The organism is Limnohabitans sp. 2KL-51 (genome assembly GCF_003063645.1).
GTDB lineage: Bacteria > Pseudomonadota > Gammaproteobacteria > Burkholderiales > Burkholderiaceae_C > Limnohabitans_A.
In genome coordinates, this window is the sequence record NZ_NESJ01000003.1 from 274,456 (window position 1) to 296,797 (window position 22,342).

Genomic DNA, 22,342 nt, shown 5'->3' on the forward strand with positions numbered 1-22,342 from the left:
ACGAGCCCAAGCTGGTGCGCAACTTGCTCATGACTTGGCCAAGCCAGAAGAACGGCAAAAATCGGCCGCCGCCATTACAGCAACAGACACCTTTGGAAAAGCTCAACCCATGACCATCACCCTCAGCGACAACCTCAGTCAAGCCAGCGTTGCCTCAAATGCTGGTACTTTTGAATTCAAATCAGACGCCAACCTCAGCCCGGATGGCCAAAGCTTTGGGCAACTCATGTCTGACCTGATTCAAGCTCAGACCGAAAGTTCAGCCGAGATCGAAGACAAGGAAACGCAGTTGCCTGAAAACCCGGGGCAGCAAATTGCCGTCCCCTTTACCCTGACCGGGCTGGCGCCCGTGCTGGGCACGCCCGCCGAACCCCTGAAAGCCGTGACATTAAAAGCCGTCACCCTGGGGCCTCATCTGAGTGTCATCACGCCAGAAAGCTCCCCCCCGGACTCACAAAGCCTGGAAGCATTTGCCCGCGCCCAAGGCCTGGATGAAAATGCCGTCCATTGGCTTTTTGGCGGCCATACAGGCCCCCTGCAAGCCACCCTGACCACCAACCCCAGCGGTGCCAATGTCGTGACCACAGTCGCTGCCCTCGTTGCAACCGAGAGCCCGGGCAACGTCCAAGGCACTCCACCGCTCAACCAACTGGTCATCCAAAACAGCGCCTTCGCAGGGCAAACACCCGCGGCCCCACAGACCACCGCCCTCGCAGGGCAGACACCCGCGGCCCCACAGACCACCGCCCTCGCAGGGCAAACACCCGCGGCCCCACAGACCACTACCCTCGCAGGGCAAACACCGGCAACCCCACAGATCACAGCCGTTACAGGGCAAACACCGGCCAACTTACAGGCCAGCGACCCAACTGGGCTAGCACTGGCAACACCACAGACCAGTGCCGCAACAGGGCAAGTCAGCCCAACCGCCAGTGGACAAACCACCGTCGCGGCCACAAGCTTGCTTGGCCATGCCATGACCGCAGCGCAAGCCCTTTGGGCCATGGCCGACGACTCGGGTCAGGCCAAAAAGCCCACGGCGACCCCCAGCACCGAAGAAGCGCTACCCCTCCAAATGCTGCGCATGCCGCCCCCGGCAGCCGTCTGGATGCAACGCAACGTCATCCAAAGCGTGTTGCAGCAGACCGAGAGCGCAACAAAAGAAGCCGACATCAGCCTCAGTGAGCTGGACCTGGGCGCGGAATGGGGCGGCGAAACGCTCCGGCAGCTGCTTGTCACCGAAGGCGGCGCCCACAGCACAGGCACCCACGGCACGGCCTACGCCAACTTTGCCTCCCGCTGGGACGCACAGGCCCACCCACGCAACGACCCCACCAACTCCAGCGGCCCTGCGCCCGATCTGCCCGACACCAACGCCCGCAGCGAAAACATCCAAAACCTGGCCGAAAAAATGGGCCAAGCCGTAGGACAACGCATCCTGTCCGAGATGGAAAGAGGCCAATGGCACCTGAAACTCCAACTGCGCCCCGCCACGCTGGGCCACATTGAAGTGGAAATGCGGATGCGAAGCGGCGAATTTGACGCCGTATTCAACGCACCCAACGCCATCACCCGCGATCTGTTGCAAGATGGCATGTCCAAACTCAGGGAAACACTGAGCCAAATGGGCATGGATGTTGCTAACATCCATGTAGGTGGTGGTCAGACCGGCCAAAGTGGCGGAGACCCGACACCTGGTTTTTCCAAGGGCAAGCCCACGCAAGCCAAGGAAAGCGACCAGAAAAACACCACAGAAATATCCCGAGCACCGCGCGTCAAGGACCCCAACGATGGTCTGGACGTTTTGGTCTGACAGCCAACCAACGAGGACGTACCATGGCAGATGAAGAAACCGAAGTCGAAGTCAAAAAGAAATCACCTCTGGTCAAGATCATCCTGATCGCCGTCGTGGCCATCTTGGTCTTGGCAGGTACCGTGGTGGGCACCCTGTTTGTCACGGGCTTTTTCGACAAAAAAGACACCTCCGCTGCAGAAGCACAACTGAAAGCTCTGGAGCTAGAAGCCTCTGGGGCCAAAAATGCGGCCAGCGAGGCGCAGCCCAAAAAGGTCACCAAAGACTCACCGGAGTTGACCCGTTTCGAGAACCATTACATGGAACTCGAAAAAGACCTGGTGGCCAACCTGACCAACTCACGCAAAGTGATTCAGGTCAAGCTGGCCGTCATGACCCACTACGACGAGCGCGTCTTCAAAAACGTCAAAAAGCATGAATTTGCACTGCGCTCTACCGCACTCGACGTGATGCGCCTGACCACGGATGCCGATTTGAGCCAAACTGATTTCCGCAAAAAAATGGCTGAAAAAATCCGTCTTGAATTCAATGCGGTGCTGGAAAAATACGAAGACTTTGGCGGCATCGAAGAAGTTTTTTTCACCAGCTTTGTGGTCCAGTAAACCCCACCCTATTGCTTTACCATGGCTGAATCCCAATCCCTTTTGTCCAGTGAAGAACTGGCCGCATTGTCGGCCAGCTTGAGCGACGACGGCACCGACACCACACCAGGCTACAACCTGGACGTGCAAGTGCGCAAACACGACCTGGCCGCGGAAGACAGCAGCTTGGGCGTCAACGTTGCATCGCTGGACATGATCAACGAGCGCTTCATCCGCTTGTTCCGACTGGGCATGCTCGAAGTGCTGCGCACCAGCCCCCGCATGAACCCCACGCGCACACAGATCATGCGCTTTGGTGACTACCTCAAAGACCTCAAGTCCCCCTTGTCGGTCAACATCGTGCGCATGAGCCCCCTGCGCGGCTACGCTATGGTCGTCATCGAACCCACTGTGGTGTTCAGCTCCCTCGACAGCTTCTTTGGCGGCTTTGGCCGAGGCGTAGGCCAACTGCCCCCGGGCAGGTTGTTCACGCCCACCGAAACCCGCATCATCAAAATCATCCTGCAGGTTTTCTTCCGATCCTTCAAAGAAGCCTGGTCCCCGCTGACCCCGGTCGACTTCGAGCACATCAGCTCCGAAATCAACCCCCAGTTTGCCCAAATCGTCGACGAAAACGACCTCGTCATCCTCAGCCGCTTCGAATCCGAAGCGACCTCACAAGGCTCCGGTTATCTCGACATGGTCATTCCTTACGTGGCCCTCAAACCCGTGCGCGACCTGCTGCGCAGCCGAGTGCAAACCGGCGACGGCAACGAAGACTCCGACAAAATTTGGCGCGCCCAACTGAACGACGCCGTGCACGATGCCGAGCTTGACATGCGCATCCATCTGGGCAAACTCAACGTGTCCTTGCAGCAACTGCAAACCATGCAGCCAGGGGACGTGCTGCCCTTCAAAAAAGCCGACTTCGCCCGCGCCATGATCCAGGACATGCCGGTCTACGAGGTCGAAGTCGGTGCCATGGCTGGCCAAGTGGCGATCAAGATCGTCAACGCCATCAGCCCCAACGCCCCCACCTGAACCCCACACCAAGGAACGCCCATGAGCGAACTGACCCCCACCGAAGCCCCGACTGAAGCTGCCGATAAAGGCCACATCAACACCGACGTGTTGCAAAACATCCCGGTCACGCTCTCCATCGAAGTGGGCCGCGCCCAAATCAAAATCCGTGACCTCATGCGCCTGACCCAAGGCAGCGTGGTCGAACTCGACCGCATCGCAGGCGAACCTCTTGACCTGCTGGTCAACAACACCGTGGTCGCACAAGGTGAGGTCGTGCTCGTCAACGACCGCTATGGCATCCGCCTGACCCGCGTGGTGCCCGCGTCCGAGCGGCTGGACAACCTCTAAACCTGCCATGAACACTGGATGGACCTTCACTGACTGGCTGCAATACGCGTTCAGCTTCGCGCTGGTCATCGGCTTGCTGCTGGCCGTGCTGTGGGGCCTTCGCAAAATGCAAAGCGGCGCCAGTTTCCTGCGCAAAAACTCACAACGTCTGCAAACGATTGAGAGCCTGTCCGTCGGCCCGCGACAAAAAATTCTCCTCATCCAGGTCGACGGCCAGGACGTGCTGGTCGGCGTAACGGCCCACCAAATGACCGCCCTGTCCCCCTGGCCTTTGCACGCGTCTGCCTCTGCGCCCTCGCCTGCTCCCGTTGAACCCACACCCACCCACACACCATGAAGCGCCGCCTCAGCCTTGGGCTGATTTTGACCCTTGTCCTGTGCCTGCTGCCCCTGTTGGCGCAAGCGGCCCCTGACATGCCCGCCATCACCGCCACCAACACCGGCAAAGGCACCCAATACAGCCTGACCCTGCAACTGCTGGCGCTCATGACCACGCTGTCGGTGCTGCCATCGGTCTTGCTCATGATGACCGCCTTCGTGCGCATCGTGATCGTCATGTCGCTGCTGCGCCAAGCCCTTGGCACCGGCCAGACCCCCCCCAACATGGTTATCGTCGGGCTCTCGCTGTTCCTCACCCTGTTTGTCATGACCCCGGTGCTCACCGATGTCTACCAAAACGCGCTGCTGCCCTACATGAACCAAGGCCTGAGCTTTGACAAAGCCCTGGCCGCGGCAGAAAAACCCATCCGCGCCTTCATGCTGCTGCAAACCCGCGAAGACGACATCGCCATGTTCATGGACATCGCGCGCAACACCAACTTCACCAGCCCGCAAGATGTGCCCTTCACCACCTTGGTGCCCGCCTTCCTCACCTCAGAGCTCAAAAGCGCTTTCACCATCGGCTTTCTGATCTACATCCCCTTCGTGGTCATCGACCTCATCGTCGCCAGCGTGCTCATGTCCATGGGCATGATGATGCTCTCGCCCATGATGATCTCGATGCCCTTCAAACTCATGCTGTTCGTGCTGGTTGACGGCTGGAGCCTGATCATGGGCTCACTGGCTGGCAGCTTTGCCATGCCTTAAAGGATATCCCCATGGACACCGCCACCGTCATCGATTTGGGCCGACACGCCCTGTGGACCATTGCCCTGGTCAGCGCCCCGCTGCTGCTGGTGGCGCTGGCCGTGGGCCTGTTCATCGGCATCATCCAGGCCGCCACCTCCATCAACGAAATGACACTCAGCTTCATCCCCAAGCTGATTGCCATGGCCTTGGCCTTGTTGCTGTTTGGCAGCTGGATGCTGGTCACCCTGGTCGACTTCACGCGCAGCATTTTTGAGCGCATCCCGACCCTGTTTGTCTGAGCCCCTTGCAGGTCAACCCATGAACTTCCTGGCCGCCGATGTCATTGAAAGGTTTTACACCTTTATGTGGCCCATGCTGCGCATCTCGGCCCTGATGATCACCGCGCCCATTTTCTCGCTCAGCGCCTTCAACACCCGCATGCGCATCTTGGTGGCGCTGGTGCTGGCCTGGTTGGTCTACCCCCTGTACACCTGGCCCGTGATCGACCCCACCAGCGCCCAAGGCCTGGTCGAAGTCTTCAACCAAATCATGATCGGCGCCACCATGGGCCTGATCCTGCAAATCGTGGTCGCTGCCGTGGTGGTGGCAGGCCAAAGCATCGCCGCCGCCATGGGCCTGTCCATGGCCAACATGATCGACCCCAACATGGGCAACGTGCCCGTCATCTCACAGCTGCTCATCGTCATGTCCACCCTCATCTTTGTCGGCTTCGGGGGCCATGCCATCTTGCTGGGACTGATTCTTGAATCCTTCAACACCCTGCCCATTGGCACCAACATCCTCAACCAGGCCGTCTACGGCCGGGTGCTGCAATGGAGCTCCATGACGTTCCTGGGCGCCGTGCTCATGGCCCTGCCCGTCATGGTCTCGCTGCTCTTCATCAACGTCGGCCTGGGCATCGTCACACGCGCCGCACCCAGTCTGAACATTTTTGCCGTAGGCTTTCCCGCCATGATCATGGCGGGCCTTGTCATTCTCATCATCTCGCTCGAAAGCATTGGTGGGCGCATTGAGTGGCTTTGGGTTCAAGGCTTTTCGCTGGTTCGTGACGTCATAGGAGCGCCCCGTGTCTGAAAGCGCAGAAGACAAAACCGAAGACCCGACGGCGCAAAAGCTCAAAAAAGCCCGTGACGATGGTCAGGTTGCCCGATCCATGGAACTGCCTGCCGCCGTCATCGTCATTGGCTCATTTGCCGTGCTCATGGTCACGGGCGGCTGGGTCATCACCCGGCTCTCCGCCGTGTTCGCACAAGGCTTTGTATTTGACCGCCAACTGATCGAAAAGCCCCTGCTCCTGCCCGCCCACTTTGGCGAGCACTTGGTAAGTGCCTTCATGCTCGTGATGCCCGTCATCCTGTTCACCATGGTGGCCGCTGTCATCGCCTCGGGCCTCACCGGGGGCTACCTGTTCTCCCTGGGTGCCGTCATGCCCAAGGGCTCCAAACTCAACCTCATCAGCGGGCTCAAGCGCATCTTTGGCACCCACGCCCTGGTCGAACTGGGCAAAGCCATCCTCAAATTTGTGCTGGTATCGACCGTGCTGTGGTGGTCGCTCATGGCCAACATGGACTCGCTCGTCCGAATTGGCCAAATGGGGCTGGAACCCGCCCTGGACGCGGCGGGCAAGATGGTCCTCCAATCGGGCCTGTGGGTGGCCCTGAGCCTGGCCGTCATCGCCATGATCGACGTGCCCTGGCAAAAGCACAGCTTCACCAAACGCATGCGCATGACCAAACAAGAGGTCAAAGACGAATACAAGCAAATGGAGGGCAACCCCGAAATCAAGGCCCAGATCCGCAGGCGTCAACGCGAAATGGCCAACTCGCGCATGATGGACCGCGTCAAAGACGCCGACGTCGTCATCACCAACCCCGAACACTTCGCTGTGGCGCTTGAGTACGACCCCACCGGCGACGGTGCGCCCATCATGGTGGCCAAAGGCTCTGACCACATGGCCGCCCTGATTCGAGCCGAAGCCAAAAACCACGGCATCCACATCTTTGAAGCCGCCCCACTGGCCCGTGCCATTTACTTCACCACCGAAGTCGAGCGCCAGGTGCCCGAAGACCTTTACCACGCCGTGGCCCAAGTCATCGCCTACGTCTTCAGCCTCGAAGCAGCCTCGCCCCTGAACCCGCCTCGCCCCAGACCCGAAGTCACTGTCCCCCCCAGCATGCTGTTCAGTCCTGACGGCAAGCGCGACCCAGCCCCAGGGGCCACCGCATGAACATCCCAATTCCCCCTACCGTTCACACCATGAACGACTTCGTTTTCCGCTCGGCCGACCGCATGCGGATCGCCGGCTGCGCCAATGCCGTGGCCCGAGAAGGCCTGAGCCTGGCCTTGTTCTGCGAACACGAAGCCCTGCTCGACCACTACCTGAACCTGATGCTGGCGCAACTGCGGCAACATGCCCCGGAGCACAGCATCGAGGTCTATTTCCCGGCCAACACCGACTCGCTGCTGGCCCGCTTCAACGAAGTGCTGGCCCAGCAATCGGTGCAACAAGCCACCCGAGCCGCCACGGCTGCCGAAGGCGCGCAAATCTGGATCGTGCACGATGCCCACACCCTGCCCGAATCCGAAGTCCAACTGCTGGCCCGCCTGATTCAAAATTTCCCCGGAGCCAACATCCGCGCCATCTTGCTCATGTCAGGCGCCAAAAGGCAAAACATCACCTTGAGCTCGTTTGGCCGCAAGCTGCTGCGCTGGGACATCGAAGCGCCCAATTCAGAACAAGTCCAAGCTGCCTTGGAACTGGCCAGCAGCGAAGGCCGCAGCGGCCCCCTCATCCAAATGCTCAAGCGCATGGACCACCCCGCGGTTGCGGTCCCCTTGGATGTCAACACCCTGGTCGCCAGCATGACGCCAGAACCTGAAGCCTCCCTGCAGTCCGTCGTCAGCTTCAAACAAAAAATTCTGGGTTGGCACCAGCACGGCCAAGCCAAACTGCAAAGCCTCTTCGGGCTGACCCAATCCAACCCACCACGCGCCTGGGTCAAACAGCCCAAAATGCTGGCCTTGCTCCTTATTCCTGCGCTGATGTTGTCCGTCTTCATCATGCTGTTGTTGCAACCGCAATCCTTCGGCCTGAAAACGCCCGCCACCCGGGTCGTGAAAAGTCAAGACGCAGCGCCCCCCGTGACTCCAAACGCTCCAAACGCTCCAAACGCTCCAGTCGCCACTGCCGCACCTTCCACGCCTGTCGCTGTCAGCACCCCCGTTTCGCCCCCAGGTCCGAGCGCAGCCCCACAGCCTGCACCCGGCCCCACCGCACAGCCCAGCCCAGCCGCCACAGGGCCCAATCCACAGCCTGCAAGCAGCGCCACGGACATTCGTCAAACTCAAACCTGGATCAAGGACCTGGATCCCCAAAGCTTTTTGGTGCAATACGGCACCTCCAAAACTTACGACAAAGCACTCGAGCTCCTGAAAAGTCTGACCGACATCAAAACCATCGCCATCGTCGAGGCCTACCACGCCGGCGACAGCGTGGCGCACTTTGTCATCGTCTCCGGCCCCTATGCCCAAGTCAATGACGGCCTCGTGGCCGCCCGCAAACCCGGCATCCCCAACGGCAGTTGGGTCAGGCCCACCCGCAGCCTGCAAACCCAAATCAAAACCGCCTTGCCCAAACAGGACACCCCGCGATGAAACCCAATACCCTCATCCGCAGTGACAAAGCCCACGCCGTCAACATGCCTGCGGGCTCCAACGTGGCCGCTCGCCAAAACACCCAAAAATTCAAATCCTCAGAACCCACCGACGACAGCCCCACCAACATTCAAAAGGTGATGCCCGTCAAAACCCCAAAAATCAAGCGCATCGAGCCCCCCGCTGCGCCTGTCAAAACCGTGCGGTCCAAAGCCGCCATCAGCCCGCCCCCGCAAGCCCCGAGCAAACCCGTCAAACCCGTCAAACCCAAAACTGCAACCGGCAAAACGGCCAGGCCTCAACCCAAATTACGTACCACCCAGCCCTCAGGCAGCGCCAAAGCGCAAGCCCAGCCAGCAGCCCCCACCCCGACCGAACCCGTCTGGGAACAAGACAACCCCGTCAAAACCCGCATCGATCAACTCAGAGCCCGTAACGCCCAATTGGCAGAACAACTCCAGCGACTCCCGCAGATGCCCATAGCCCGAGGAAAACGACCATGAGCGACAAAGACTTCACCCCCACCGAACCCATCCTCGTGGATGATCCCGGCAGCGTGGACAGCACCGCCCAAGCCCCCGACAGCGACAGCGGCTCTGCTCCAAGCACTGCGACAGCCCCAAGCCCAGCCCCGGCCCCCAGGGCTGCGGCACCGGCCAGCAGTGCAGCGGCACCGGCCACCGAGTCGCGCCCGCATCTGGGCCTCGCCGTCGATGAACGCGCCTACCGGCAATACCAATCGCTGGCCCAAGTCGTGCTCGACTCGGCCGACATCGCCAGCAAGTCCGCCGAATCCGCCGCCGCCGCCAGCAGAAACATGCACAAGGCCACCACCGAATTCAAAGACCTGACCGAAGTCGGCCACAAAAAGGCCCTGATCCTGCTGGGCGCCACAGGCGGCCTGATGGTGATTTGTCTGATCTTCTTTTTGGTCATGGGCGTGCGCATGAACAGCCGCATCAACCAACTCGACACCATGATGCTGGCGGTTGGCAAGCGCGTGGTCGACCTCAACGTCGGCCTCGAATCGCTCGACGTCATCAACCGCAGCATCGAAAGCCTGACGGCGCAACAAGTCGAACAAGCCAAAAACCAAGGCCAGATCGAAACACGCATCAGCGACGCCCTCAAAAAATCCGAAACCATGGTCCAGACCGTGCCCGGAGAAACCGCCAAACAAGTCGCCGCCACCAGCGACAACCTGCTCAAACAAGTCCAAGCCATCAACGGCCGCCTGCAAAGCCAGGCCGGTGCTGTGCAAAGCCTGGGCAACGAAGTCAAAGCCCTCAAAGGCGCGGTGGGCAACGTCGACAAACTCAACAGCGACGTCCAAGCCCTGGTGACCCTGCAAAAAGAACGCTACCTCGAAACCCTGCAGAAAAACAACGCCACCGCCAGCGCCAACGCAAACACCAACCGCCCGGTCCAGTTCCCACGCACCAACCCGCCCAGGCCCGCTGGCGAGCCGGCTGCCAACGCCCCCACAGCCACCCAGCCTGCGCCGCGCTGAACAAGCCTCAACCAGCCACGGGGGCAGCCCTCAAACCACCAAAGCCCGAATGCGCGCCTCAAAAACCTCGGAGCGGAACAACTGCGCACGGGCCTCACATGCGGCACGCATCGCGCGTGCCCGCTCGGCTGTCATTGACTCCACCGCCGCGCACACCGCTGCAACCCCCAACGCGGGCGACAGCAGCACGCCCGTCTCCCCGTCCAACACCGTCTCCAGCAAGCCCCCCTCGGCCACGCCAATCACGGGCTTGCCCGCAGCCATCGACTCCACCGGCGACATCCCAAAATCTTCATCGACCGGCACATACAAAGTGGCACGCGCTCGCCCCACCCAGTCGGCCAGTTCGGCATCCGACGTCCAGCCCAGAAATTGAATATTTGGCGCCCCGGCCGCCAAAGCCACCAGCGCCGCCAAATCAGCGCCGCCTGAGCACACCACCAAGCGCTGATGCGGCATTTGCAAAAACGCCTGCACCAACACATCCACCCGTTTTAAAGGCTCTAGCCTAGCCGTGGACAAAAAATACCCCTCATCGGCCAACCACCCAAAACGCGCCACATCCACAGGCGGATGCAACACCTGCGCCTGCACCCCGCAACACACGCTCAAACGCCTGCGCACATTGTCTGAATTGGCCAACACGACATCCATGGCCTGCACCGCACGCACATAACGCGCACGCAGCCACGCGGTGAACACATCAAAAAGCGGCCGCAAAAACCAGGGGTACCGTGCACGGTAAAAGGACTGCAACTCAAACGCAAACCGGGGCGGCGTGTGGCAGTAATAAATGCGCCGCCCTGCCTGCTGACGGTGCACCGCCAAAGGCGCATAAAACCCGCTGTACACCACCGTCTGAGCGCGAGACAAAAAACCCGCCCCAAAAGCAAAACAAACGATCGCCTCTAGCGCCCCGCCCAATCGCCGCGAGAGCGCCCCGCCCAAAGACCGCACCGCACCACCAAACCCAAGCAACAAAGGCCCGGCCGCGGGAGACACACGCGCCACCACCACCTCAAAGCCCGGCAAAGCCTTGGCCAGCGCCAGCGTTACCCGCTCAGCTCCCCCGGCCACCTGCAAAAAGTCATACACAACATACTTCATGGCCTGCGATTATGCGTCTTGCAACAGGCACAAAAAAGGCGTCTCGGGCCAAACAGCCCAGACGCCCACACACACACCACCACCCGCCTTAGCGTTGCAAACGCTCACGCAACTTGGGCAAAAGCAAGAAACCCAACATGCCCAACAAACCCAAAAACAGTCCCACCAGCGCCGGCTTGACCACACCAGTGGTCTTGGTCGTAGTGGGTGCCAAGCGCACCTCCAGACCCTTGCTGAAAAACGTCTTGGTGCTCACCAGTTGCGCCTGAATGTTGTTCAGGGCCTGCTGTTGGTTGATGTCTTGGGCATCAGCTTTGGCGCGCAGATCCTGCTCGATTTTCAGCAACTGGTCTACCAAGGTCAAACCATTGAAATCCTTGGCCATCAAAGGCAACGCCTGGCCCACAAAATCGGCCATCACTTTCTGCCGCACCTGCTGATCTTGCAGGCGAACCAAACTCTCTTGCAAGGCATTGATGTCCGACTGCACCGCCACCAGTTGTGTGCTGATCGGCATGAACTTGGCGTTGGAATCCTGCAAGTCCACCACCTGCTGATTGGCCACAGCCGTGTTGCCCGGAAAGCGCTCACGCAAGCGCTCGAGGTTGCGCGCACGCTCTTGCAGGTATTTGAGTTCAATGTTGGCCTGCGTCACGCGCTTGCGCAAATCCGAATCGGCATTGAGCACCTGAACCTCATAACTGTTGACAAAATTTTGCAACGACATAAACGCCACACCCTGCTGCATGAAGCGCACAGCAGCAGCCACATTTTTTTCGACCTCGGTTTTGTTGGATGCTGAGGCGCTCACCACAAAATTCAAAATCGTATCGCCACCAGCCTCAGTCATCTGCTTGCTCATGGACGCCAACTCCTTGGTGTCGGCCTTGGACAAACTGTAAGTGGGCACCACGTTTTTGGTCCACCACGGCTCACTGCGCATGGCACGCACCTGCGCCAAATCTGCCTCTGCAATGGCGCCAGCTTCAATGGTTTGCGTGGCCAGGGCGGGCAACAACTTGGACAAAGACTTCCATTCCGTAAAGTTGATGGCCCCCTGGTTGATCAAGACCATCTTGGACTGGTAATTGACAAAGCCCATCGAAACCAGCACCGCCAACACCAATCCCCCTGCAGCCCCCATGGCCAAGCGCATGCCGTTGGCCAACAACCAATCCAACAAGGCCACAAAGTCAATTTCAAATTCGTCGGAGTCGGGTTGCACAGGGTTTGAATCGGTCATTTTTTAATATTCATATTGAATGTATATACATTGTAGCGAACAGAAGAAACACTTTTGCTCCCTCATAAACAAATTGAATTTATTTTTTTCTCTTGACTATGAAATCAATAATAAATTTTGACCCAAATACCCCAGCTAAACAGTTACATTCCCACGTTGCATAACCGCGCCTTATCGTTCATGTCCACCTCCCAAATCCCAACGCCACAGCCCGACGATGAATGGTCCATTGACCTGCTCGACATCGTCAACTTTTTGGTGGCCCAGTGGCAGCGTCTCCTCATGGGTGGATTGGCAGGTCTTTTGCTCGCCTTGGCCAGCTGGTTCAGTTTGGGGCAATACACCGCAGAATCCGTGCTGATCAACAACCAAGTTGAATCACAAACCAAAGCCATTGACCTGATCAGCTGGCGCGCCATGACCCGATCCCTGCCCGGTCTGGCGTCTCAACTGGTGAGTGATGGTCAGGTCGGCGCTGAGCAAACAAGCCAAATGGAGCGCATGAGCAACAGCGAGTGGTGGGCCAAAAATGTCAAACCCACCTTCTCTCTGTCCAAGGCAGACACCAAAGAGCTGGCCGCCCTGAGCAAACAGATGCAAGAAGCCGGGGGTGCAGACATCCTCAATTTGGTCATCCAAACCACTGGCAAAACACAACAAGAAGCCGCCGCCCGAGGCCTGGTCGCCACCAACTTCATCACGCAAGGCAGCGCTTACCTGTCGGTCAAAGAAACCATCAGCGGCTACGAATCCAAAGTGCTGACCGTGAACTCCAACCTGCAAAAGAAAATCACCGACACCGAAATCGAGCTTAATTTTCTGCGCCAACGTGCCGAAGCCCTCGAAGTCTTGCGCCAACGCTTTCCGGCCAACACCCCCGTGGCCAACCAACAACTGGTGGACCTGAAAGACACCAACGCCAAATTCATGCCCATCAGCACCCAAATCGTGGCCGTGCAAAGCGACATCAACGCCACCTTGGAGCAACTGCAGCGCATGCGCGACCAATTGGCCCAATCCGAACTCATGCGCAGCTTCGTCCAAAAAGCCCAGCAACAAAATGGCCAAAAGCAGAACGGCTTTGAGCTCATCACCGCCCTGCTGCAAATCACCTCCGAGCTGCGCAGCACCGCCAAACCCGACGACATGAACGCCCAGGTGGTGCTCAGCAACATGGAAGCCGACCTCGTCAAGACCCGCACCTTCTACAGCAAGGGGCTTGAAGTCCGCCTCACCCCCACGGTCAAAGCCCCGTCGCTGGCCATGCCCCTGGCGCTGGGCTTGATGGCAGGCACCCTGCTCATGCTGGTGTTCTTGCTGCTGCGCACGGGCCTGGCCAACTTGCGCGCCAAAAAAGCCAACGCCTGAGCCCTGTCCCGCCCCCAGCGGCCCAACCTGCATTGGCGCACGCTCGGCGACAATGCGGCATGCACAGAACACCAAGGCAAGCGCCATGCGCGCAAGCTTGATCAAATCGGTAGGGGCCCAAGCCAGCGGCGCGCTGTTTTGCGCCGCCATCTCCTTTGCGCTCACGCTGTGGCTCGGGCGGCAGCTGGGCACTGCCGCCTTTGGCCACTACATCTGGGCACTGAACCTGGCCACACTGGCCTTGGTGCTGCAAGAAGGCGGCTGGCCCGCCCGGCTCTACCAACAATGGGCCTTGCACGGCAAGCACCCTGAACAAAATCACGCCCTCACGGCACGCGCCCTTGCGCATGTGTTGTGGGTCACCGTCGCGCTGTGCGCCCTGCTGGGCTTGTGGGTCTGGCAAGCCTGGTCGCAACCCACCACCCACCAAAACGACCATGCCACCACTCTGGCCATGGCCGTCCTGTGCATGGGCGCCGTCGCCATCACGAACACGGTATCGGCCCGCCTGCGCGGCACTGGCCGCTTTGCCCGCGAAGCGCTTTGGCAAAGTGCCGCGCGCATCGCATCGGCACTGGCCGTGTTGGCTGTCCTGATGCTCGTGGCCATATCGCCCTTTTGGGTTTTTGTTGGCTGGGCGGCAGGCCTGGCCCTGCTGCTGGTGTGGACTGCACCGCGTTGGTGGATCCGTCCGCAATTCAAAGGCCTGAGCGCCGACTACACCCAACTTTGGCCATTTGTACTCATGGCCCTGGCTGGCATCTGGCTGCTCAAAGGCGACATCGTCCTGCTAGGCTGGCTGCAAGTGCCCGCCGAAGACCTGTCACTGTATGCCGCCTGCACCCGCCTCACCGAAGCCGCCTTGCTGATTTTTGCGCCCTTGGGCAACGTGCTGCTGCGCAGCTTTGGCCAACTGCCCAACGAGAGCGCCCGCCGCGCCCTGCTGCACCGGCTGCTGTGGCTCGTCACTTCGGCCGGCCTGCTGGCTTGCGGTCTCGCCCTGTGGCAAGGCTCCTGGCTCATGCAGCTGCTTTTTGGCGCCGACTTTGAACCCGCTGGTGCGCTGCTGCCCTGGGTGCTGACCCTGCTGCCCCTGGCGCTGGGTATCGGCGTCATGACCCCCTACCTCATGGCCCAAAGCCAAGAGCGCCCACTCGCCTGGCTCATGGCCCTGGCAGGCGCACTGCTTACCGCCGCCGCCCCTTGGTCCAGCACCCACTGGGGCCTCCCAGGCATGGCCATCACCATCACCCTGGCACAAGCCATCGTCTGGCTGGGCGCCCTGACGCTGTGCCACAAGGCGAACACGCAAGGCTAGACCCAGGATCCCGGATCAAGCCCATCCCCCTATCTGTCCCCCCGGGCGCAGACCCGGGGTCCATCCCCCTCAGCGCGTCAAGGCATACACCGCCAAACCCAGCCACTCGTGCAGCGCCGTTTGCCACTGCATCAAACTGCGTGCCAGCGCATAGTCAGACCAGGCCGTGCTGACACCGGTTCTGAAGTCCACAGGGTACGGCGTGGCGCGGCAGCCCACCGACTCGAACTCGGCCACGGCGCGGGGCATGTGCCAAGCCGAAGTCACCAACAACCAAGGCTCCTGGCAGCGCGCCCCCAGCAAAGCCGCCACTTGTTGGGCGTTTTCTCGGGTGGTGCGCGAACCTGCCTCCAGCGTCACCCGGGCCAAGTCCAAACCTTGCTCCTGGTAAAACAACCGAGCCAATTCCGCCTCAGTCACGCCCGTGGTCCGCAAGCGCCCCTCGCCCCCCGAAAACACCAAAGCCAGCTTCGGATGCTGCCGCAGCAAACCCACCGGCACCGTCATCCTCTCAGCAGCCTCGCCCAAAGGCACTTGCGCGTGCGCTTGGTAACTGCGCGGGTGCTGCGTGGCACCGCCCAACACCACCACGCCCATATGCCGCTCGACCACCGCCGCAGAAGGCACCGGATATTGGTTCTCTAGCGGGCGCAGCAAGGCATGGGGCAACGCCTCAAAACCGAGCAGCCCCAACACCACCAACCCCAGCCAAAGCATGCCCAAAGCAGCACGCCGCCAGCGGCTGATCACCAGCAACGCCACACCCCACCACAGCGCCAGCCAAAACACAGGCTGGGTGATGGCCGACATCAGTTGGGACAATACAAACATGCGGACCTTTTATAAAACACATCGACGAAAAAAAGAGCCTAACGGCTCTTTCAATAACCTGTCACCGCGTACGATGCTTTTGCCCATCACCGCGTGCGAAGCTTTTGTTTGTCATCCCAGGCGAAGACCTGGGATCCATGCCTTCATGACGGTGACGGTGACCGGGCGGGCGTGGTCGAGGGGCAGAAGATGAAGGCCAGGAAGATGAAGCCCCAGTACATGGGCAGGTTCAGGTCGGGGATGCCCAGGCTCATGGCCAACGTGGCGGTGGCCAAGGACACGCCTGCGAACAGCTGGATATCGGTCAGCCTCGGGGTTTTGAAATAGCGCCATAGCAGCGACAGCAACATGCCCGCAAACAACACAGCACCGGCTACGCCCGTGTTGCTGACCAAACTGGCCATGAAGCTCGATGCGCGGTGGCTGCCCATGCCCACGCCCAAGCCGTTTGTCTCTTGCACAATCTCCAGGGCCCGCACATTCGTTTTGTCGCGCTCGTCCTGGTTACCCGGTTGCGACGTGTTGAGCAGCAACTCGTTGAGTGTCTTGTCAATGTCCTGCGAATAGCGCGTGGACTGCGCTGTCCACAAAGTGGCCACCAACACGGCCGACAGCACCAGCCAAATCCAGGCCTCGCGAGGGCGGATGTGGTTGTCATCACCTAGCACCGAAGCGCGTGCGCCCATCCAAAACACCATGGCAAGCGCTGCCAAACCCGCCGCCGCCCAACCCGTTGAACCCAAGGTATTGAACAAACCCAAAGCCGACAACACCCCCAGCCCCAAAGCCCAGCGCGTGCGTTGCCCAAAGGCCGCCACCGCCATCCAACCCAGCGTGGTCGTCGCCAAAAAAGCGCTGGTGTAAGAAGGCTCAGAAAACGGCGTAGCCACCCGCAAAATGTCGCGCATCGACAGCTGGCCGCCCAACAAGGCATAACCCGGATTGTTCAGCCAAAACTCCATCGCCGAAGGCCAACCCATGAGCCAAGCCAAACGCTCGTAAGAGCCCACCAACAACACCAACACCAGCGCCGCCACAACCCCCACCACCATGCGCCTGCCAAAGTCCGGCTCATGGGCGCACTGCAACACATACAGCAGCACCACCGCATGCACGCCCAAGTTGGCCGCCTGCACCAAGTTAGACAAAGACCACTTCACCGGCACCGGCGGCTGGCTCATGCCATAGAGCGCCAGCATCTCGTGCACAGGCGTGCCCGCAAAAACACGCGGCAACACCACGGCCCCCAAAGCAGCCACCACCGCATAAGCCACAAACCAAGCCGCCGCCCCGCGCACCTGCACAGGCACTGCCACACCCACCGACACCAAACGGCCCAGCAACAACACACCCATGCACAAAGCCACCGCGTTGTAAGGCGTGATGCCATACACACCCAAACCCGCCCCAGGCCCCAACCACAGCGCTAAATCCACATTGACCACCGACGCAGCCTGCAACACCACAGCCACCACCATCAACGCAGGCAACCACGCCCGTGCAAACAGCAAGATGCCAATTAACACAGGCACAAACACGGTGCCAAACAAAGTCAGGGTCATTTGAGAAAGAAAAAGGTCGCCAGGCGGGGTGAGGATTTCAAGTGTAGCCTCTAAAAACCATAAACGAGGCAGGCTGGAATGGGGGAAAGCACTGCTTTTCGGGGCGTGTTCAGGCACAGTTTCTTGTGCCCGTCATCGCGATTTATAGACCCGTCATCGCGAGGAACGAAGAGATCCATGGATTGCCGCGCTTCGGTCGCCACGACAAAACAATCGGGATCTGACCCCAATTAACCCGCAGGTGTGCGCCCATGCTGGGCGCACAACGCAAAAAGCCTGGCTGCCCCAGGCTTTTCGTTACATTCAGTCTTGGTCGAAATCGGCCAAGTTGCCGTAGCAGCCCACTCCGTGGCGGATGGGCGTTCGGTTAATTGGGAGTAGACGCCAATTTTTAAGCTACAGCCAAACGCTCGCCATCGTGGAGCAAAGTATTGTTGTAAAGATCCATGATCGGAAAGCACAAATCAAAGTCACCCCAAACCAGTTCGCCATGCCGCAGGTCAAATTGCGCAAACAGTGATGGATCGAGATACGCCCGAACACAGGGGTGGTGTGACGATGACAGGAAAGGGGTGAAATCAACGATTTGTTGATGGCCATCATCAAACGATAAGGCAATTCGATAACCGTCCAACAACTTGGTATTCGTGATGTTTAACACCTTGTGAGTTCTCATTTGATCCTCCGTCCTATGGTGTCCACTCTACATTTGCATCAGCGATATGTTTTTTCACGCATCAAGACAGATTTCATTGTCCATCAATACAGGCGGCAAAGCGAGTATCCGGGGATGGATTGCCGCGCTCCGCTCGCCACGACAAATAAATCGGGATCTGACCCCAATTAACTGCCTGGTCCCAGAAGCAAGCAAGGAGCCCTAAGGCCCCTTGAGCGTGAAAAAACAACTGAGATCTGACCCTAGATCTTCACCCCGTCACAATCGACGCATTGATGGAAATGGTGGTAGCAACAGGAGACACGATTTTTTTCTGGCCATGGCCTTCGTTTTGCACCAACTCCACCTTGACCAAGCCCAGCTTGGTCAAACGGCTGACATCTTTGGACACTGCACTCGGATCGCGGTGCGCCGCAGCGGCCAAATCGGCAATGGATCGTCTGCCCTTGCTTGCCAAACGCAGCAACTCAAACCGCTTAGGAGTGAGCTGGCTTAAAAAATCCTCAAATTCATAGCTGGTCAACACCCGCGTATAAGGCAGCGAATCGGCTTTAGCGTCCAAGGCACGAGCAAGCTCCTTGCTTTTGCGGGCATGCTCACTCAGCACTGCATCATGCTTGAAGTCATCGACAGTCATTTTTTGCTTGCTCATCACAACTCTCCGTTGACAAACTTGATGGCAATCTGTTGCCACTCTGACTCAGACTGTTCGTTTCATGCCACCTGAAGCACCAGATTTTTTCCGCAAGCCTTCACATACTTACGCACAGTTGCGATCGATGGTGAGTGTTTACCAGTGGCAAGCGACCGCTCCAAACGCACGACCGCTGGGGCTTGAGTCCCCATGCGTTCGGCAACTTCTGCCTGTGTGAGTCCGGCTTCGTTTCGCGCCTTCAGCAGCGCATCCAAGAGCACCGATTCTTCACGGTCAATTCTTTCAACTTCAGCCTTGACCGCAGGTCGTTTCATCAATTTTTTAATCAATTGATCATGAGTTAGCATGCTTTAATTCCTTTAAACGAGAGTGGGCAACTTCAAGTTCACGCAGAGGCGTTCGAGCTGATTTTTTGATGAAACTGTGCAAGACGACAATACGTTTTCCAATCTGCGTGCAGAAAAACACACGAGCAATGCCCTCAGCACCTTTGAGCCGCAACTCAAAAAGACCATCCCCGAAAGCCTTGGTGTGAGGTTCCCCGAGATTGGGGCCGATCGCCACCATGCGACGGGTCAACACGATGAACCGCGCTGCAAGCGTGTCGGGCAGATCAAGAATTTGCTCTTGCACCGATTCACTGTAGTAAGCGATTGTGTATTCCATGAGATAACAATATAACAATTATGTTACGTTGGGTCAAAAATTGTTTTTCCAGTCGACTGTTACGAACGACTGCCAACACAATCACTCTGACCCCCATCAGCCCCTTTTACGCAGCACAGCCACAATGTTGGCCGCGCTGTAGTCAATCGGCGCACCGCCCAGAAAGAAGACGCGGACCCACAGGTTGAGCAAGGTGCGCACGGGCCAAACGGCCAGGCGGCAGAGGGTGAGCACGGGGCCAACGCCCCAAAGCTGCTGGGCCTGGCCACCAACTCGGCCGATTTGACCCCGATGACCTAGGCGCAAGTTAGGGTTTGCTGTCAAAATGGATTCTTCATACACACACGGAGCGCAAATGGATCGCATTACCTTGGAGCCTGGCAAACGCGGCGGTCGGCCCTGCATCAGGGGGTTGCGTATTTCGGTTTATGACGTGCTCGCCATGCTCTCGAGCGGCATGTCGCAACAAGAAATATTGGAAGACTTTCCCGAGCTGACTAAAGAGGACGTTTTAGCGGTTCTCTCTTATGCAGCGGATCGTGAGCACCAAGTTTTTTCATTCAAGGTGCAATGAAACTCTTGCTCGACAACAAGCCAACCATTGAGTCGGTATTGGAAGTAGAAGGTAAAGCCTCGATTGAGTTGATCACTTAGCTTCAATAGCTAACCACAAATAAATCGGGATCTGACCCCAATTTTCGACCCCAATTTTCAAAGCTTATGCGAACACCACGCTGGTCCGTCCGATTGTTCGCGAACGGGAGGGCTTGCGCACCACAATTTGAACATCCCGGCCCAGCCGATTCATGCACTCCAGCATCTTGGCCTCGCTGATGCCCCGAAACTGACCGCGCAGCATGCCAGAGAGTTTGGGCTGGGGCATGCCCAGAATCTCGGCAGCCTGAATTTGGGTCAGGTGACGATGCTTGATGATTTCACCGATCTTGGCGGCCAAGGTCGCTTTGACCTGCATCTGGGCAGCATCGGGCAAACCGAGGTCTTCGTAGACATTGGCAGAACCATTTTCAACTTCGATCATTTCAGGCTCCTTTGGCATGCGCTTGCGCCGCCTTCAAACGTTCGCGAATCAAATCCATGTCTTGCTTTGGTGTCTCAATGCCTTTGGTGGACTTCTTCTGGAAACAGTGCAAAACGTAGACCCTCTCGGCGATCTTGACCGTATAGACGGCACGGTACGTGTCGCCCATGTGGTCTTCAACCACCTCCAAAACACTGGCACCACCAAATCCCTTCAGTGGCTTTGCCTGGTCATGCTTCTTGCCCGACTGCGCCAAATTCAACGCAAACCCAAAGACGTCGACGACGTCGTTGGGCATAGACAGCAGATCCTTCTTCGACGATCCCACCCAGTGCAAAGGTTTCAGGTCACTGAATATTGATAAATTATATCCAAATGGGTCTAAAAAAGAAACGCAATCCTGCTACTGCGACCCCCGCCCCCGCCGCACCACCTCCGCATGCGTCAGCGTCAGCGTCGGGTTTACCAAAAATAGGATGGACGTCTCGCTCAACTCTCCCAGTTTATGTCATCGCGAGGAACGAAACGATCCATGGAGAAATCGGAATCTGCCCCCAATTTTTCTGCCGTCACCGTGCCCAATCGCACTCGCTCAGCTCGCCTTTTGCTTGCACGCCCTCAGAAAAGACTCCCGGTCTGGATACATCTTTTGAACATACTCAGCAATCGACTTCTTACCCTGGCGCAGCAAATCAATTTCCGCTCGCGTCAACGGATCTGAAACCAGCAAGGTATCGGGCTTGGCGGGTGGCAAAGGCGTCAGATTTGAATCCGAAAATTTCTGTGAACTCATCTTCAAAACGCTCCTCGAACTTCTGCACTCAAGCCAACTTGTCCAGGGTCCATGGACAAGGGACAAAACAATCGGGATCTGACCCCAATTCATGCTAACCCAAACGCCCTTTCAGCCGGACCATCAAATCCATGCGCTCATGCAAAACGGCCAAAACCAATGGCAACTGACCTGGACGTACAACGCAGAAAACCAAATGACTGCCTACAGCTTTCACGCGCAACCCCTCAAGCACATCATCCAAGCCTTAAACACACCCTGACCTGACGCTAAATCGTTGGCCGCAGCATCGAGCTGCGCGGCGTATTTCCGCGCTTGCGCCGCACCCCACTGCCGAGCTGTATAACGAACAATGCCTGCAAGTTCGTTCTGCGCCTCAAGCGCATAGACAAAAGATCTCTTCACTGCACATCCAACTCGCGCAGCGCCTCTTCGGCGATCTCAGTGGCGCTCTTGAGCGATGCGCCACTTTGCTGCGCATTGGCAAGGCGGTTTTGCAGCAAGACCCTCAGTTCTTGCACGGCGATCTGCTCATCAACAGGAAACAATCTTTCGATCGCAAAGTTCTTGATACTTTTGCCCTCTAAGGCGGCCATGGCCTTCAGGGCTTGATGCTGCTGCACAGTGATATCGATGGTAAGACGGCTCATCATGCGACCTTGTTGAGTTCAAAACGCATAAAGGCTAACACAAATGTGGGTTTGTGGGTGATGAAAACCACCCGCAACACTGCAAGCGGCCACAGCAGCAAAGCCCAAGCCGTCAGAACAGTAAAAGCCAAGGTATGTTGCGCCTTGTCCCACCAATCAAAAACCGGCAACTGCAAATGCTCAACGGGCAGCAAGGCCAGCACAGTGACCGCCAGCATGGCCAACACCCAAGCGCCGCGCATCAAAACCATGGCATCCAACCCCTTAATAATCAAAACCTTAACCCAGAATCGGCATAGGGGGGCCGCAATTATTGCAGCCACCCCTGCCACACCACCGGGCATGCGGGTCCGCACCCGGCGGTTCGAGAGCTTGAGGTCATGACAGCCTTGGCACTCCCAACCTATCAAAGTACG

General features: G+C 58.4%; 31 protein-coding genes. 16 read left to right on the forward strand and 15 right to left on the reverse strand.

Features of this window, described 5'->3' with window-relative positions:
* The first annotated feature begins 109 nt into the window (after positions 1–109).
* Genes B9Z49_RS04460 through B9Z49_RS04515 form a run of 12 tightly spaced genes read left to right on the forward strand, consistent with a single transcriptional unit; the run spans position 110 to position 10,018 of the window.
* Positions 110–1,813, forward strand: coding sequence for a flagellar hook-length control protein FliK (locus tag B9Z49_RS04460; RefSeq protein WP_146188460.1), 1,704 nt, complete (start codon positions 110–112; stop codon positions 1,811–1,813).
* 23 nt (positions 1,814–1,836) lie between these two features.
* Positions 1,837–2,415, forward strand: a complete 579-nt coding sequence (gene fliL, locus B9Z49_RS04465) for a flagellar basal body-associated protein FliL (protein ID WP_108352212.1) — start codon at positions 1,837–1,839, stop codon at positions 2,413–2,415.
* Between the two features lie 21 nt (positions 2,416–2,436).
* The gene (fliM, locus tag B9Z49_RS04470; RefSeq protein ID WP_108352213.1) at positions 2,437–3,435 is read left to right on the forward strand and encodes a flagellar motor switch protein FliM; all 999 of its coding nucleotides are present in this window, start codon (positions 2,437–2,439) and stop codon (positions 3,433–3,435) included.
* Positions 3,436–3,456: 21 nt separating this feature from the next.
* Positions 3,457–3,765: a flagellar motor switch protein FliN gene (fliN, locus tag B9Z49_RS04475; RefSeq protein WP_108352214.1), complete on the forward strand. Its 309-nt coding sequence runs from the start codon at positions 3,457–3,459 to the stop codon at positions 3,763–3,765.
* Positions 3,766–3,772: 7 nt separating this feature from the next.
* Positions 3,773–4,102, forward strand: coding sequence for a flagellar biosynthetic protein FliO (gene fliO / locus B9Z49_RS04480; RefSeq protein WP_108352215.1), 330 nt, complete (start codon positions 3,773–3,775; stop codon positions 4,100–4,102).
* A complete protein-coding gene (gene fliP, locus B9Z49_RS04485; protein WP_108352216.1) occupies positions 4,099–4,851 on the forward strand; it encodes a flagellar type III secretion system pore protein FliP in 753 nt (250 codons plus the stop codon). Before fliO ends, fliP begins: the two co-directional genes overlap by 4 nt.
* A gap of 11 nt (positions 4,852–4,862) precedes the next feature.
* Positions 4,863–5,132 carry a flagellar biosynthesis protein FliQ gene (fliQ, locus tag B9Z49_RS04490; RefSeq protein WP_108352217.1) on the forward strand — a complete coding sequence of 90 codons (270 nt, stop codon included), beginning with the start codon at positions 4,863–4,865 and terminating at the stop codon, positions 5,130–5,132.
* Positions 5,133–5,151: 19 nt separating this feature from the next.
* The gene (gene fliR, locus B9Z49_RS04495) at positions 5,152–5,928 is read left to right on the forward strand and encodes a flagellar biosynthetic protein FliR (protein ID WP_108352218.1); all 777 of its coding nucleotides are present in this window, start codon (positions 5,152–5,154) and stop codon (positions 5,926–5,928) included.
* Positions 5,921–7,081 carry a flagellar biosynthesis protein FlhB gene (gene flhB, locus B9Z49_RS04500; RefSeq protein ID WP_108352219.1) on the forward strand — a complete coding sequence of 387 codons (1,161 nt, stop codon included), beginning with the start codon at positions 5,921–5,923 and terminating at the stop codon, positions 7,079–7,081. The genes fliR and flhB overlap by 8 nt, the downstream gene beginning before the upstream one ends.
* Before the next feature lie 29 nt (positions 7,082–7,110).
* Positions 7,111–8,508, forward strand: a complete 1,398-nt coding sequence (locus tag B9Z49_RS04505; RefSeq protein WP_108352220.1) for an SPOR domain-containing protein — start codon at positions 7,111–7,113, stop codon at positions 8,506–8,508.
* A complete protein-coding gene (locus B9Z49_RS04510) occupies positions 8,505–9,011 on the forward strand; it encodes a hypothetical protein (RefSeq protein ID WP_108352221.1) in 507 nt (168 codons plus the stop codon). The genes B9Z49_RS04505 and B9Z49_RS04510 overlap by 4 nt, the downstream gene beginning before the upstream one ends.
* The gene (locus B9Z49_RS04515; RefSeq protein ID WP_108352222.1) at positions 9,008–10,018 is read left to right on the forward strand and encodes a hypothetical protein; all 1,011 of its coding nucleotides are present in this window, start codon (positions 9,008–9,010) and stop codon (positions 10,016–10,018) included. Before B9Z49_RS04510 ends, B9Z49_RS04515 begins: the two co-directional genes overlap by 4 nt.
* A gap of 30 nt (positions 10,019–10,048) precedes the next feature.
* On the opposite strand, the gene B9Z49_RS04520 is transcribed toward B9Z49_RS04515, so the two are convergent.
* Both B9Z49_RS04520 and B9Z49_RS04525 read right to left on the reverse strand, forming a co-directional pair.
* Complete coding sequence (locus B9Z49_RS04520; RefSeq protein WP_108352223.1) at positions 10,049–11,125, reverse strand: glycosyltransferase; 1,077 nt, start codon at positions 11,123–11,125, stop codon at positions 10,049–10,051.
* Between the two features lie 88 nt (positions 11,126–11,213).
* Positions 11,214–12,368: a hypothetical protein gene (locus B9Z49_RS04525; protein WP_108352224.1), complete on the reverse strand. Its 1,155-nt coding sequence runs from the start codon at positions 12,366–12,368 to the stop codon at positions 11,214–11,216.
* Between the two features lie 180 nt (positions 12,369–12,548).
* Here B9Z49_RS04525 and B9Z49_RS04530 point away from each other — a divergent pair, with 180 nt between their 5' ends.
* Complete coding sequence (locus tag B9Z49_RS04530; RefSeq protein WP_108352225.1) at positions 12,549–13,736, forward strand: hypothetical protein; 1,188 nt, start codon at positions 12,549–12,551, stop codon at positions 13,734–13,736.
* 85 nt (positions 13,737–13,821) lie between these two features.
* A complete protein-coding gene (locus B9Z49_RS04535) occupies positions 13,822–15,054 on the forward strand; it encodes a lipopolysaccharide biosynthesis protein (protein WP_158273422.1) in 1,233 nt (410 codons plus the stop codon).
* Between the two features lie 69 nt (positions 15,055–15,123).
* Here B9Z49_RS04535 and B9Z49_RS04540 read toward each other — a convergent pair whose 3' ends face one another.
* The 7 genes from B9Z49_RS04540 to B9Z49_RS04570 form a co-directional block, all read right to left on the reverse strand.
* On the reverse strand, positions 15,124–15,885 hold the full coding sequence (locus tag B9Z49_RS04540) for a YdcF family protein (RefSeq protein ID WP_108352227.1): 762 nt from the start codon (positions 15,883–15,885) through the stop codon (positions 15,124–15,126).
* A 143-nt stretch (positions 15,886–16,028) separates the two neighbouring features.
* Complete coding sequence (locus B9Z49_RS04545) at positions 16,029–17,447, reverse strand: hypothetical protein (RefSeq protein WP_108352228.1); 1,419 nt, start codon at positions 17,445–17,447, stop codon at positions 16,029–16,031.
* A gap of 391 nt (positions 17,448–17,838) precedes the next feature.
* Positions 17,839–18,123, reverse strand: a complete 285-nt coding sequence (locus B9Z49_RS04550; RefSeq protein WP_108352229.1) for a DUF2442 domain-containing protein — start codon at positions 18,121–18,123, stop codon at positions 17,839–17,841.
* Positions 18,124–18,373: 250 nt separating this feature from the next.
* On the reverse strand, positions 18,374–18,775 hold the full coding sequence (locus tag B9Z49_RS04555) for an ArsR family transcriptional regulator (protein WP_108352230.1): 402 nt from the start codon (positions 18,773–18,775) through the stop codon (positions 18,374–18,376).
* A 62-nt stretch (positions 18,776–18,837) separates the two neighbouring features.
* The gene (locus B9Z49_RS04560) at positions 18,838–19,092 is read right to left on the reverse strand and encodes a helix-turn-helix domain-containing protein (RefSeq protein ID WP_369913443.1); all 255 of its coding nucleotides are present in this window, start codon (positions 19,090–19,092) and stop codon (positions 18,838–18,840) included.
* A gap of 19 nt (positions 19,093–19,111) precedes the next feature.
* Positions 19,112–19,444, reverse strand: coding sequence for a type II toxin-antitoxin system RelE/ParE family toxin (locus B9Z49_RS04565; protein ID WP_108352232.1), 333 nt, complete (start codon positions 19,442–19,444; stop codon positions 19,112–19,114).
* A gap of 96 nt (positions 19,445–19,540) precedes the next feature.
* A complete protein-coding gene (locus B9Z49_RS04570) occupies positions 19,541–19,768 on the reverse strand; it encodes a hypothetical protein (RefSeq protein ID WP_146188461.1) in 228 nt (75 codons plus the stop codon).
* 31 nt (positions 19,769–19,799) lie between these two features.
* Here B9Z49_RS04570 and B9Z49_RS04575 point away from each other — a divergent pair, with 31 nt between their 5' ends.
* Positions 19,800–20,018 (forward strand): DUF433 domain-containing protein, encoded by a 219-nt coding sequence (locus tag B9Z49_RS04575; protein WP_108352234.1) that lies wholly within the window; start codon positions 19,800–19,802, stop codon positions 20,016–20,018.
* A gap of 144 nt (positions 20,019–20,162) precedes the next feature.
* Here the strand turns inward: B9Z49_RS04575 and B9Z49_RS04580 are convergent, their stop codons facing one another.
* The 3 genes from B9Z49_RS04580 to B9Z49_RS04590 all read right to left on the reverse strand — a co-directional run bounded on the left by B9Z49_RS04580 (position 20,163) and on the right by B9Z49_RS04590 (position 21,276).
* On the reverse strand, positions 20,163–20,483 hold the full coding sequence (locus tag B9Z49_RS04580) for a helix-turn-helix domain-containing protein (RefSeq protein ID WP_108352235.1): 321 nt from the start codon (positions 20,481–20,483) through the stop codon (positions 20,163–20,165).
* Position 20,484: 1 nt separating this feature from the next.
* A complete protein-coding gene (locus B9Z49_RS04585) occupies positions 20,485–20,841 on the reverse strand; it encodes a type II toxin-antitoxin system RelE/ParE family toxin (protein ID WP_255418860.1) in 357 nt (118 codons plus the stop codon).
* A 234-nt stretch (positions 20,842–21,075) separates the two neighbouring features.
* Positions 21,076–21,276 (reverse strand): hypothetical protein, encoded by a 201-nt coding sequence (locus tag B9Z49_RS04590; protein WP_146188462.1) that lies wholly within the window; start codon positions 21,274–21,276, stop codon positions 21,076–21,078.
* A gap of 91 nt (positions 21,277–21,367) precedes the next feature.
* Here B9Z49_RS04590 and B9Z49_RS22010 point away from each other — a divergent pair, with 91 nt between their 5' ends.
* The gene (locus tag B9Z49_RS22010; RefSeq protein ID WP_199224983.1) at positions 21,368–21,538 is read left to right on the forward strand and encodes a hypothetical protein; all 171 of its coding nucleotides are present in this window, start codon (positions 21,368–21,370) and stop codon (positions 21,536–21,538) included.
* On the opposite strand, the gene B9Z49_RS22510 is transcribed toward B9Z49_RS22010, so the two are convergent.
* The 3 genes from B9Z49_RS22510 to B9Z49_RS04605 are packed head-to-tail and all read right to left on the reverse strand — an operon-like array spanning position 21,490 to position 22,177.
* Entirely contained in the window at positions 21,490–21,681 is a 192-nt protein-coding gene (locus tag B9Z49_RS22510; protein WP_108352238.1) for a type II toxin-antitoxin system RelE/ParE family toxin, read from the reverse strand. The genes B9Z49_RS22010 and B9Z49_RS22510 overlap by 49 nt on opposite strands.
* The gene (locus tag B9Z49_RS04600) at positions 21,678–21,926 is read right to left on the reverse strand and encodes an antitoxin (RefSeq protein ID WP_108352278.1); all 249 of its coding nucleotides are present in this window, start codon (positions 21,924–21,926) and stop codon (positions 21,678–21,680) included. The genes B9Z49_RS22510 and B9Z49_RS04600 overlap by 4 nt, the downstream gene beginning before the upstream one ends.
* A complete protein-coding gene (locus B9Z49_RS04605; RefSeq protein ID WP_146188463.1) occupies positions 21,926–22,177 on the reverse strand; it encodes a hypothetical protein in 252 nt (83 codons plus the stop codon). Before B9Z49_RS04605 ends, B9Z49_RS04600 begins: the two co-directional genes overlap by 1 nt.
* Positions 22,178–22,342 lie beyond the last annotated feature (165 nt).

Bases quoted from the DNA above. Each gene is read 5' to 3' on its own strand.
- B9Z49_RS04515 (WP_108352222.1), top strand. From the start codon at position 9,008: ATGAGCGACAAAGACTTCACCCCCACCGAACCCATCCTCGTGGATGAT.
- B9Z49_RS04580 (WP_108352235.1), bottom strand. From the start codon at position 20,483: ATGATCGAAGTTGAAAATGGTTCTGCCAATGTCTACGAAGACCTCGGT.
- fliL (WP_108352212.1), top strand. From the start codon at position 1,837: ATGGCAGATGAAGAAACCGAAGTCGAAGTCAAAAAGAAATCACCTCTG.
- B9Z49_RS04550 (WP_108352229.1), bottom strand. From the start codon at position 18,123: ATGAGAACTCACAAGGTGTTAAACATCACGAATACCAAGTTGTTGGAC.
- B9Z49_RS04510 (WP_108352221.1), top strand. From the start codon at position 8,505: ATGAAACCCAATACCCTCATCCGCAGTGACAAAGCCCACGCCGTCAAC.
- B9Z49_RS04600 (WP_108352278.1), bottom strand. From the start codon at position 21,926: ATGAGCCGTCTTACCATCGATATCACTGTGCAGCAGCATCAAGCCCTG.
- B9Z49_RS04605 (WP_146188463.1), bottom strand. From the start codon at position 22,177: ATGGTTTTGATGCGCGGCGCTTGGGTGTTGGCCATGCTGGCGGTCACT.
- B9Z49_RS04560 (WP_369913443.1), bottom strand. From the start codon at position 19,092: ATGAAACGACCTGCGGTCAAGGCTGAAGTTGAAAGAATTGACCGTGAA.
- B9Z49_RS04535 (WP_158273422.1), top strand. From the start codon at position 13,822: ATGCGCGCAAGCTTGATCAAATCGGTAGGGGCCCAAGCCAGCGGCGCG.
- B9Z49_RS04460 (WP_146188460.1), top strand. From the start codon at position 110: ATGACCATCACCCTCAGCGACAACCTCAGTCAAGCCAGCGTTGCCTCA.
- fliO (WP_108352215.1), top strand. From the start codon at position 3,773: ATGAACACTGGATGGACCTTCACTGACTGGCTGCAATACGCGTTCAGC.
- B9Z49_RS04590 (WP_146188462.1), bottom strand. From the start codon at position 21,276: ATGAGTTCACAGAAATTTTCGGATTCAAATCTGACGCCTTTGCCACCC.
- fliQ (WP_108352217.1), top strand. From the start codon at position 4,863: ATGGACACCGCCACCGTCATCGATTTGGGCCGACACGCCCTGTGGACC.
- B9Z49_RS04520 (WP_108352223.1), bottom strand. From the start codon at position 11,125: ATGAAGTATGTTGTGTATGACTTTTTGCAGGTGGCCGGGGGAGCTGAG.
- fliR (WP_108352218.1), top strand. From the start codon at position 5,152: ATGAACTTCCTGGCCGCCGATGTCATTGAAAGGTTTTACACCTTTATG.
- B9Z49_RS04540 (WP_108352227.1), bottom strand. From the start codon at position 15,885: ATGTTTGTATTGTCCCAACTGATGTCGGCCATCACCCAGCCTGTGTTT.
- B9Z49_RS04505 (WP_108352220.1), top strand. From the start codon at position 7,111: ATGAACGACTTCGTTTTCCGCTCGGCCGACCGCATGCGGATCGCCGGC.
- fliM (WP_108352213.1), top strand. From the start codon at position 2,437: ATGGCTGAATCCCAATCCCTTTTGTCCAGTGAAGAACTGGCCGCATTG.
- B9Z49_RS22010 (WP_199224983.1), top strand. From the start codon at position 21,368: ATGCTAACCCAAACGCCCTTTCAGCCGGACCATCAAATCCATGCGCTC.
- B9Z49_RS04565 (WP_108352232.1), bottom strand. From the start codon at position 19,444: ATGGAATACACAATCGCTTACTACAGTGAATCGGTGCAAGAGCAAATT.
- B9Z49_RS04575 (WP_108352234.1), top strand. From the start codon at position 19,800: ATGGATCGCATTACCTTGGAGCCTGGCAAACGCGGCGGTCGGCCCTGC.
- fliP (WP_108352216.1), top strand. From the start codon at position 4,099: ATGAAGCGCCGCCTCAGCCTTGGGCTGATTTTGACCCTTGTCCTGTGC.
- fliN (WP_108352214.1), top strand. From the start codon at position 3,457: ATGAGCGAACTGACCCCCACCGAAGCCCCGACTGAAGCTGCCGATAAA.
- B9Z49_RS04555 (WP_108352230.1), bottom strand. From the start codon at position 18,775: ATGAGCAAGCAAAAAATGACTGTCGATGACTTCAAGCATGATGCAGTG.
- B9Z49_RS04545 (WP_108352228.1), bottom strand. From the start codon at position 17,447: ATGACCCTGACTTTGTTTGGCACCGTGTTTGTGCCTGTGTTAATTGGC.
- B9Z49_RS04530 (WP_108352225.1), top strand. From the start codon at position 12,549: ATGTCCACCTCCCAAATCCCAACGCCACAGCCCGACGATGAATGGTCC.
- B9Z49_RS04525 (WP_108352224.1), bottom strand. From the start codon at position 12,368: ATGACCGATTCAAACCCTGTGCAACCCGACTCCGACGAATTTGAAATT.